The organism is Streptomyces lancefieldiae, assembly GCF_031845825.1.
Taxonomy (GTDB): Bacteria; Actinomycetota; Actinomycetes; order Streptomycetales; family Streptomycetaceae; genus Streptomyces; species Streptomyces lancefieldiae.
In genome coordinates, this window is the sequence record NZ_JAVRFH010000057.1 from 37,963 (window position 1) to 46,167 (window position 8,205).

General features: G+C 70.3%; 7 protein-coding genes and 1 pseudogene. 3 read left to right on the forward strand and 5 right to left on the reverse strand.

The window, feature by feature from the left end; translation table 11 throughout:
• The first annotated feature begins 77 nt into the window (after window positions 1-77).
• Window positions 78-1,820 carry a lysine--tRNA ligase gene (lysS, locus tag RM812_RS34695; RefSeq protein ID WP_311582293.1) on the forward strand — a complete coding sequence of 581 codons (1,743 nt, stop codon included), beginning with the start codon at window positions 78-80 and terminating at the stop codon, window positions 1,818-1,820.
• 71 nt (window positions 1,821-1,891) lie between these two features.
• Here lysS and RM812_RS34700 read toward each other — a convergent pair whose 3' ends face one another.
• The 3 genes from RM812_RS34700 to RM812_RS34710 all read right to left on the reverse strand — a co-directional run bounded on the left by RM812_RS34700 (window position 1,892) and on the right by RM812_RS34710 (window position 5,197).
• Entirely contained in the window at window positions 1,892-3,190 is a 1,299-nt protein-coding gene (locus RM812_RS34700) for a DUF2637 domain-containing protein (RefSeq protein WP_311582295.1), read from the reverse strand.
• A 90-nt stretch (window positions 3,191-3,280) separates the two neighbouring features.
• Window positions 3,281-4,195 carry a DUF3558 family protein gene (locus RM812_RS34705; RefSeq protein WP_311582297.1) on the reverse strand — a complete coding sequence of 305 codons (915 nt, stop codon included), beginning with the start codon at window positions 4,193-4,195 and terminating at the stop codon, window positions 3,281-3,283.
• A 117-nt stretch (window positions 4,196-4,312) separates the two neighbouring features.
• Window positions 4,313-5,197, reverse strand: coding sequence for a DUF3558 domain-containing protein (locus RM812_RS34710; RefSeq protein WP_311582300.1), 885 nt, complete (start codon window positions 5,195-5,197; stop codon window positions 4,313-4,315).
• Window positions 5,198-5,401: 204 nt separating this feature from the next.
• Here RM812_RS34710 and RM812_RS34715 point away from each other — a divergent pair, with 204 nt between their 5' ends.
• Window positions 5,402-6,595, forward strand: a complete 1,194-nt coding sequence (locus tag RM812_RS34715; protein WP_311582303.1) for an RtcB family protein — start codon at window positions 5,402-5,404, stop codon at window positions 6,593-6,595.
• A 205-nt stretch (window positions 6,596-6,800) separates the two neighbouring features.
• Here RM812_RS34715 and RM812_RS34720 read toward each other — a convergent pair whose 3' ends face one another.
• The gene (locus tag RM812_RS34720) at window positions 6,801-7,580 is read right to left on the reverse strand and encodes an SDR family NAD(P)-dependent oxidoreductase (protein ID WP_311582306.1); all 780 of its coding nucleotides are present in this window, start codon (window positions 7,578-7,580) and stop codon (window positions 6,801-6,803) included.
• A gap of 51 nt (window positions 7,581-7,631) precedes the next feature.
• Complete coding sequence (locus tag RM812_RS34725; RefSeq protein ID WP_311582318.1) at window positions 7,632-7,970, reverse strand: YnfA family protein; 339 nt, start codon at window positions 7,968-7,970, stop codon at window positions 7,632-7,634.
• Between the two features lie 105 nt (window positions 7,971-8,075).
• On the opposite strand from RM812_RS34725, the pseudogene RM812_RS34730 reads away from it, so the two are divergent.
• A pseudogene (locus tag RM812_RS34730) lies at window positions 8,076-8,205 on the forward strand (5,10-methylene tetrahydromethanopterin reductase); the annotation flags it as partial.

Consider the following 8,205-nt stretch of genomic DNA (forward strand, 5'->3'; position numbering starts at 1 on the left):
GGGAGAATGGAGCGGTCAGCCGTGCGACCGCGCCGGCTGTCCGAGCTGTACTTCAGGAAACACCAGGGAAAGAGGACGTGCCGATCGTGGCTCAGAGCACAGAGACCACCGACTGGGTCTCCCGTTTCGCGGACGAGGTCATCGCCGAGTCGGAGCGTCGTGCCCCGGGCAAACCTGTGGTCGTCGCGTCCGGGCTGTCCCCGTCCGGCCCCATCCACCTGGGCAACCTGCGCGAGGTCATGACCCCCCACCTCGTCGCCGACGAGGTGCGCCGCCGCGGCCACGAGGTCCGGCACCTGATCTCCTGGGACGACTACGACCGCTACCGCAAGGTGCCGGCCGGTGTCCCCGGCGTCGACGAGACCTGGGCCGAGCACATCGGCAAGCCGCTGACCTCCGTCCCGGCCCCGAAGGGCTCCGCCCACCCGAACTGGGCCGAGCACTTCAAGGCCGCCATGGTCGAGGCGCTGGCCGAGCTCGGCGTGGAGTTCGACGGGATCAGCCAGACCGCGCAGTACACCTCCGGCGTCTACCGCGAGCAGATCCTGCACGCCATGAAGCACCGGCAGGACATCGACGCGATCCTCGCCCAGTACCGGACCAAGAAGGCCCCGGCGAAGAAGCAGCAGCAGAAGCCGGTCGACGAGGCCGAGCTGGAGGCCGCCGAGGGCTCCGGCGCCGCCGCCGAGGACGACGGAAGCTCCGGCTCCGCCGGGTACTTCCCGTACAAGCCGTTCTGCGGCAACTGCGAGAAGGACCTGACGACGGTCACCGCGTACGACGACGACTCGACCGAGCTGACGTACGCCTGCACCGCGTGCGGTTTCTCCGAGACGGTCCGGCTCAGCGAGTTCAACCGCGGCAAGCTGGTCTGGAAGGTCGACTGGCCGATGCGGTGGGCGTACGAGGGCGTGATCTTCGAGCCCAGCGGTGTCGACCACTCGTCCCCGGGATCGTCGTTCCAGGTCGGCGGGCAGATCGTCGGCATCTTCGGCGGCCAGCAGCCGATCGGGCCGATGTACGCCTTCGTCGGCATCAGCGGCATGGCGAAGATGTCCTCGTCGAAGGGCGGGGTGCCCACCCCGGCCGACGCGCTGCTGATCATGGAGCCGCAGCTCCTGCGCTGGCTCTACGCCCGCCGTCGGCCCAACCAGTCCTTCAAGATCGCCTTCGACCAGGAGATCCAGCGCCTCTACGACGAGTGGGACCGCCTCGACGCCAAGGTGGCCGACGGCAGCGCGCTGCCCGCCGACGTCGCCGCGCACGCGCGTGCCGTGCGCACGGCGGCCGGTGAGCTGCCGCGCACGCCCAGGCCGCTGCCGTACCGGACGCTCGCCTCGGTCGCCGACATCACCGCCGGCCACGAGGACCAGGCCCTGCGCATCCTCAGCGAGCTCGACCCGGCGAACCCGCTGGGCTCGCTGGCCGAGGCCCGGCCGCGCTACGACAAGGCCGAGGCGTGGATCAACACCCACGTCCCCGCCGACCAGCGCACCGTCGTGCGCGAGGAGCCCGACGCCGAGCTGCTGAAGTCCCTCGACGAGCAGGGCAGGCAGTCGCTGCGGCTGCTGCTCGACGGGCTCGCCGAGCACTGGTCGCTGGACGGGCTCACGCACCTCGTCTACGGCGTGCCCAAGGTCCAGGCCGGGTTCTCCGCCGACTCCACGCCCAAGGAGCTGCCGCCGGAGATCAAGACGGCCCAGCGGTCGTTCTTCGCCCTGCTGTACCACCTGCTCGTCGGCCGCGACACCGGCCCGCGCCTGCCCACGCTGCTGCTGGCGGTGGGGCAGGAGCGGGTGCGGACCCTGCTCGGGGAGTAAGCGGCCCGGTACGACGACGAAGGGGGCGCCCGGTGTTCGCCGGGCGCCCCCTTCGTCGTACCGCACGCCGGTCAGGCGATGTGGTTCTCCTCCAGCTCCGCGTTGAAGCGGTCGGAGAAGCGGACGACCATGCGCTTGGCCTCCGCGTCCGTGAGCGAGGTGCCGTACGTCGCCTCGATGTTCTCGCCGAACTCCCGCGGCGTCGGGAAGCTGTCGTTGATCGACTGCCGGAAGACCTGGTAGTACGCCTCCTCGTCCGGCTCCGCGGCCGCCGTGCCGCCGCCGTCGCCCAGCTCACGCGTGCGGCCGGGAACGACCGGGATGGGGAAGCTGCCGGTCTCCTCGGGAGAGGGCTCCTCGACGGGCGGCTCCTCCTCGTACCGGTGCCGGTACTCGTCGGCCTGCCGCTGCTCCGCCATCCACCGCGCGTACTCGTCCGGGTCGTACGCCGGGTCGTAGTCGCCGTGGTACTCGACGGACTGCGGATCCCGGGCGTGGAGCCACGGGTTCTGGTCCACCGGGGGCTCCGGCTCCTGACGCACCGCCTCCGGGGCCCGGCCGGCCACCAGCTCGGGGCGCTGCTCGGTGGCGGGCTCCGCCTTGCGCAGGGAGGGCGGCGTCCCGGGGGCGCCGCTGCCCGCGACCGCCTCGGGCTGCGGCGCCGGTGGGAGCAGGGCCGGCTCGATGCCCGCCGCGGCCAGGCCCGCCGGGGCGGTCTGGGCGAGGGGGACGCCGTAGCGGGCCAGCCGCAGCGGCATCAGGGACTCCACCGGGGCCTTGCGGCGCCAGCCGCGGCCGAAGCGGGAGCGCAGGCGGGCCTGGTAGACCAGGCGCTCCTGCTCCAGCTTGATCACCTGGTCGTAGGAGCGCAGTTCCCACAGCTTCATCCGGCGCCACAGGAGGAACGTGGGCCCCGGGGAGAGCAGCCAGCGGGTGAGGCGGACGCCCTCCATGTGCTTGTCGGCCGTGATGTCGGCGATCCGGCCGACCGCGTGCCGGGCGGCCTCGACGGCCACCACGAACAGGACCGGGATCACCGAGTGCATGCCCACGCCCAGCGGGTCCGGCCAGGCCGCCGCGCCGTTGAACGCGATCGTCGCCGCCGTCAGCAGCCACGCCGTCTGGCGCAGCAGCGGGAACGGGATGCGGATCCAGGTCAGCAGCAGGTCCAGGGCCAGCAGCACGCAGATGCCCGCGTCGATGCCGATCGGGAAGACGTAGCTGAAGTTCCCGAAGCCCTTCTTCAGAGCCAGTTCACGAACCGCCGCGTACGAACCCGCGAAGCCGATCCCGGCGATGATGACGGCACCGAAGACGACCATGCCGATGAGAACGCGATGCGTCCGGGTCAGCTGTAGTGGCGCGGCCACCCGTACTCCCCTCCCAGTGCCTGTTGTTGCGCGCAACAGAGTGGCACATGTGTGCGGGGTGACGGGTGGCCGGTGGGGTGGTACGGCCCGTCAGCTCGTCTTCGACGACGACTTGGACGACTTGGGGCCCGAGCCCGGGTCGGACCCCGAGTCCAGGTCGGATCCCGATCCCGAACCCGAACCCGATCCCGAACCGGAACCGGAGCCCGAGCCCGACGCCGACTTGGACGGCGAGGTGCTCGACGTACCGCCGTTGGCCGTCGTCACCGCGGACACCGCCTCCTTGGCCGCCTTCTGCGCGTCCTTCATCAGGTCGTCGGCGTCCGGCGTCTTGTCACCGGCCAGGCCCGCGCCGTTGAAGTCGACGGTGACGACGACGTTCTCGACGCGCGACACGACCGTCTGCTGCTTGAAGGTGCCTTCCTTCTTCTTCAGGTCGTAGCTCACGACCGCCGCCTCGTCGCCCGTACCGCTCACCGGCGTGGTCTTCACGCCCTTCGCGCCGGTGGTGGTCTGGGCGTCCTGAAGCTGCTTCATGTAGTAGTCCCGCGCCAGCTTGTCGCCCGCGCCGCGCGTCACGTCCGACTCGAAGCGCAGCATCGACACGCTCAGCCAGCGGAACTGCGAGCCCTTCACGCCGTTGTCGGCGAGGCTGTCCCAGGAGCAACCGGCGCGCGACGCCGTGTCGTTCGACGTGCTCTCCTTGCCCGACCCGGCCTTCGGCACCAGGTCTTCCAGCGTCTTCTTCGTCACCACCGAACACGGCTCCGGAAGCTTCGCGTACGCCGCCGCGCGCACCGTCGGGGACGGGCTCGCGGACGGGGACGCGGTGGTCTTCTCCGCGGCCTTGTCCTTGCCGTCGTCGGAGCCGGAGTCCGAGGAGCAGCCGGCTGCCACCAGGATCACGGGTACGGCGGCCGCGCCGACAAGAACGCGGGGGAGTCGCTTCACTCGCTGGACATGATGGTCACGCTGGGCTCGTCGCTGCATGGTTCCTTCACTCATGGCACTCGTGGTTCCTGCGGTCGGAACGGGTCCGGGGGGTCACGGTACGCGGTGGGAAAACCGCGAGGCTCCCCGTCACGTGCCCCGCGCGCGGACGCCGGGGAGCCCGGGCCGGGCTCAACCGCTCAGTGAATCCGCCAGTCGGGAAGCCAGTTTCCGCGCCATGTCCTGCATTTCCTTGCTGTCGGGCACGACACCGAGGGTCGCCGACTGCTCCGCGTACTCGATGGTCACCATCACGTTCGACGTGCGGAACGCCACAGTCACCGTGCGCCGCTTCGCCGTGGAACCGGAGTTGCTCAGCTCGTCGTCCACGAACGCCTCGTCGCCCAGGTCGTCCAGGAGCCGTGGCTGGAGATCGGTGGGGGTGACACCGGCGGACGGGCCCGACGAAGGGGAGTCCGACGACGCGGAGCCGGAGGCCGACGTGGAACCGGAGGCGGAGGCGGAGGGCGTGCCGCTCGGCCCGGTGGTCGCCGTACCCGAGGACGGCGTGCCCGTCGGGGATCCGGATCCCGACGAGGACGCGGACGCGGAATCCGGGACGACCGGCTCGGGCAGGTCGGCCGCCTCCACCTGCTCCGCGAAGAGCTGCTCGGCCTGGCTGTCGTCGCTCACGGCGTTGTCGTACGACACGACCCGCTCGAAGTCGACGAAGAGGTGGTCGGTGGCCTCCGCCGACTCCACCTTCCAGCGGCAGCCGACCTTGCGGTCGGTGTCGTACGCCAGTGTCGCCTCGCCCGCGTACGCCTTCTCGCGCTGCTCCGCGTCCGCGATCTCCTTGATGCCGGGCAGCAGCGAGGCGAGCGTCTTGTCGCCGACCGCGCTGCACGGTTCCGGCAGGGTGCGGTACTTGCCGGGCTGGGCCGCCTCGGTCGCGACGCCGGGCTGCCCCGGGTTGGAGTTGTCCGAGGTGGCGCCCTTGTCCGAGCCGCCGGTGCAGCCGGCCAGCACCGCCGCCAGGAGGGCGGCGACGCCGGGTACGTAGGCCTTCCGCTGCACGGTGCGGCTCCTCTCGTCGGTGTGGCTGTGGTCGGTACTCCAGTGTCCCCGCTGGTTATTCGCTTGCCGCGCGGGGGCGACCCCTGCAGACAATGTGTATCGCACGCGCTGCCGTGAACGCCGGTCAGTCGTCCCTTTGACTGCCCTTGGTGCCGGTTTTGCGCTTCGAGACTTCTGTGTGTTTTCCGGGGGAATGAGGACGATATGTCGTACGTGGAGATGCCGGGCGCGAAGGTGCCGATCCGCATGTGGACCGACCCGGCGACGGTCGAGGAGGGCGCGCTCCAGCAGCTGCGCAACGTCGCGACCCTGCCGTGGATCAAGGGCCTGGCGGTCATGCCGGACGTGCACTACGGCAAGGGTGCGACGGTCGGTTCCGTGATCGCCATGCAGGGCGCGGTGTGCCCTGCCGCGGTGGGCGTGGACATCGGCTGCGGGATGTCGGCGGTGAAGACGTCCCTGACGGCGAACGACCTGCCCGGCGACCTGTCGCGGCTGCGCTCGAAGATCGAGCAGGCGATTCCGGTGGGGCGGGGCATGCACGACAGTCCCGTCGAGCCGGGGCGTTTCCACGGGCTGGCGACGGCCGGGTGGGACGACTTCTGGGGGCGGTTCGAGGGGGTGGCGGAGGCGGTTCGTTTCCGTAGGGACCGGGCGGCTACTCAGATGGGAACCCTTGGCCAAGGGAATCATTTTGTGGAGCTTTGCATTGATATGTCCGATTCGGTGTGGCTCATGCTCCACTCCGGCTCTCGGAACATCGGCAAGGAACTGGCCGAGCACCACATCGGCATCGCCCAGAAACTCCCGCACAACCAGGGCCTGATCGACCGCGACCTCGCGGTCTTCGTCGCGGACACCCCGCAGATGGCGGCGTACCGCAACGACCTGTTCTGGGCGCAGGAGTACGCGAAGTACAACCGTACGATCATGATGGCGCTCTTCAAGGACGTGATCCGCAAGGAGTTCAAGAAGGCCGGGCCGACCTTCGAGCCGGAGATCAGCGCACATCACAATTACGTCGCTGAGGAGCGGTATGACGGGATGGACCTGCTGGTGACCCGTAAAGGCGCGATTCGCGCGGGTTTCGGTGACTACGGGATCATCCCCGGTTCCATGGGCACGGGCTCGTACATCGTGAAGGGCCTCGGAAACGCCAAGTCCTTCAACTCCGCGTCCCACGGCGCCGGCCGGCGCATGAGCCGGAGCGCTGCCAAGCGGCGCTTCTCCACCAGGGATCTGGAGGAGCAGACGCGAGGCGTGGAATGCCGCAAGGACTCCGGCGTCGTGGACGAGATCCCGGGCGCCTACAAGCCGATCGACCAGGTCATCGACCAGCAGCGCGACCTCGTGGAGGTCGTGGCGAAGCTGAAGCAGGTGGTCTGTGTGAAGGGTTGATCAGGGTGGTGGAGCGTTGTGTATCGCTCCACCATCCTGGCTACCACAGGGAAGGCCTACTTCCGTGTTGGTCAGGCTCTCGGTCGGGACCGGCATCCCGGCCGAGGGCCGTCACGTCGGATGTGGTGGCGCGAGCCTGGATCGCCAGTTCAACCGCCGTTCGTGTCATCGGATTCGCTTCGCCCCTGTGAGTTACCCACCGGCGTCAGCTCTCCCGGTGCACCTTCGTGTTCGAGGCCTGGGCGCGGGGGCGGACGACCAGGAGGTCGATGTTGACGTGGGCGGGGCGGGTGACCGCCCACGTGATGGTGTCGGCGACGTCGTCGGCGGTGAGGGGTTCGGCGACGCCCTGGTAGACCTTGGCCGCCTTGTCCTGGTCGCCGCCGAAGCGGGTCAGGGCGAACTCGTCGGTCTTGACCATGCCGGGTGCGATCTCGACGACGCGGACCGGGCGGCCGACGATCTCCAGGCGGAGGGTCTCGGCGAGGACGTGTTCGCCGTGCTTGGCGGCGACGTAGCCCGCGCCGCCCTCGTAGGTGGCGAAGCCGGCGGTCGAGGAGACGACGACGATCGTGCCGTCGCCGCTCGCCTCCAGCTTGGGGAGCAGGGCCTGGGTGAGGTTGAGGGTGCCGATGACGTTCGTCTCGTACATGCGGCGCCAGTCGTCCGGGTCGCCGGTGGCCACCGGGTCGGCGCCGAGCGCGCCGCCCGCGTTGTTGACGAGGACGCCGACCGCCTTGAACGCGGTCGCGAACTCGTCGACCGCCGCGCGGTCGGTGACGTCCAGGGGGTAGGCCGTCGCCTTGTGGCCGGCCGCCTGGATCTCCTCCGCCAGCGCCTCGATGCGGTCCTTGCGGCGGGCGGTGAGGACGACGCGGTAACCGGCGGCGGCGAGCTGCCGGGCCGTGGCGGCGCCGATGCCGCTGCTCGCACCGGTGACGACGGCGATGCGGGAGGCGGCGGACGGGGCGGCTGCGGTGGGCATGGGCTGCTCCTGGGCGTCAGAGACGGTACGAACGGTCGCCGACCAGGGTAGTCAGCCGCCGTTGCGCGGGGCCCACATGATCACGGCCATCCCGGCGAGGCAGACCAGGGCGCCGGTGATGTCCCAGCGGTCCGGGCGGTAGCCGTCGGCGATCACGCCCCACAGGATCGAGCCGGCCACGAAGATCCCGCCGTACGCGGCGAGGATGCGGCCGAAGTGGGCGTCGGGCTGGAAGGTGGCGACGAAGCCGTAGGCGCCGAGGGCGAGGACGCCGCCGGCCGCCCAGAGCCAGCCGCGCTGTTCGCGTACGCCTTGCCAGACCAGCCAGGCGCCGCCGATCTCGAAGAGGGCGGCGACGACGAAGAGGGCGGCGGAGCGGAGGACCAGCATGGGGGGCAGCTTCGCACGGGTCGACATGCGGGTCGGAATAACGGCCGGGGGCCGACCGTTGGGCGGGTATAGTTGAACCGTCAACAACTCGGAGGTTGAGCGACCATGCAGTTCGGCATCTTCACCGTCGGCGACGTCACGCCGGACCCGACCACGGGGCGTACGCCGACCGAGCGTGAGCGCATCAAGGCCATGGTCGCCATCGCGCTGAAGGCGGAGGAGGTCGGGCTCGACG

Coding starts and splice junctions, on each gene's coding strand:
- RM812_RS34705 (WP_311582297.1), bottom strand. CDS start 4,195: ATGAGTGAAGGAACCATGCAGCGACGAGCCCAGCGTGACCATCATGTC.
- RM812_RS34725 (WP_311582318.1), bottom strand. CDS start 7,970: ATGCTGGTCCTCCGCTCCGCCGCCCTCTTCGTCGTCGCCGCCCTCTTC.
- RM812_RS34715 (WP_311582303.1), top strand. CDS start 5,402: ATGTCGTACGTGGAGATGCCGGGCGCGAAGGTGCCGATCCGCATGTGG.
- RM812_RS34720 (WP_311582306.1), bottom strand. CDS start 7,580: ATGCCCACCGCAGCCGCCCCGTCCGCCGCCTCCCGCATCGCCGTCGTC.